General features: G+C 44.8%; 1 protein-coding gene and 1 pseudogene. Both read left to right on the plus strand.

The window, feature by feature from the left end; genetic code table 11:
• The coding region (locus R7E78_RS25530) for a carboxymuconolactone decarboxylase family protein (protein WP_318058530.1) at positions 1-472 on the plus strand (472 nt) is incomplete at its 5' end.
• A gap of 156 nt (positions 473-628) precedes the next feature.
• A pseudogene (locus R7E78_RS25535) lies at positions 629-844 on the plus strand (ATP-dependent helicase); the annotation flags it as partial.

Genomic DNA, 844 nt, shown 5'->3' on the forward strand with positions numbered 1-844 from the left:
TTTTCCCCGCAGTTTGAATGGATTGGCTGCTTTTATGGATGTGGTTGTAGTGCGCAAAAATCGTGGTATTACCGACACATTAGGGCGTGAATCGACGCCGTTATCGACAGATAAAAGCAGCTTAGAGCTAGGCAGTCAGAACCAAACAACGCTGGTCGGTATGCAAGTCAAAGGCCCGCTGTTCGATTTTTCACCTCAAATAGATCAGTACTTAAAAGCCCACTTGTTTGGTGACATTTTCGCGCGTGACCTCCTGACGTGGAAACAACGAGAAATTGCCACGATTGCAGCGCTGGCAAATATCAAAGGAGTGAACAGCCAGCTTGCGGCTCACTACAACATCAGCATGAATAATGGCGTGTCTGCCGAAGAACTGAATGATTTCATTCTGGTTTTAAAGCAGTGCTGTGATGAAAGTATTGCGAGTAATGCTCAATCTGTACTGGATTCGGTGTTAGACGCCAAAAACTGATTGTTTTGGGTTTGGGAGATGTGTTCAATCGCTTTCTTCACCAAGTAACGATTTACAATGTAAAACCGTTTTTAAAAGCACAGGGTTTCGGCTCGGCGCTTTTTTGTTTTCTGACGATTTGCACCGGCGCCGCTTGGTTTAAGCGCCTAAAATAGGATGGCTCACCTAACAGATTGTGATAAAGTCCGCGCCTGCGTTTTACCGCATCTTCATTGTTTTTATTGCTTCTTCAACCAAAAGTACAAGGTTTCGCTAATGCCATTTTCTACTCTCTCATTGAGTTCTGAGCTGATTCATGCACTGCCAAAAGACTTCAAGAAACCGACCGATATTCAAGCGTTGGCCATTCCTGAGCTGTTGGCTGGTCAAGAT

The sequence above is a fragment of the Vibrio sp. YT-19(2023) genome (assembly GCF_033337395.1).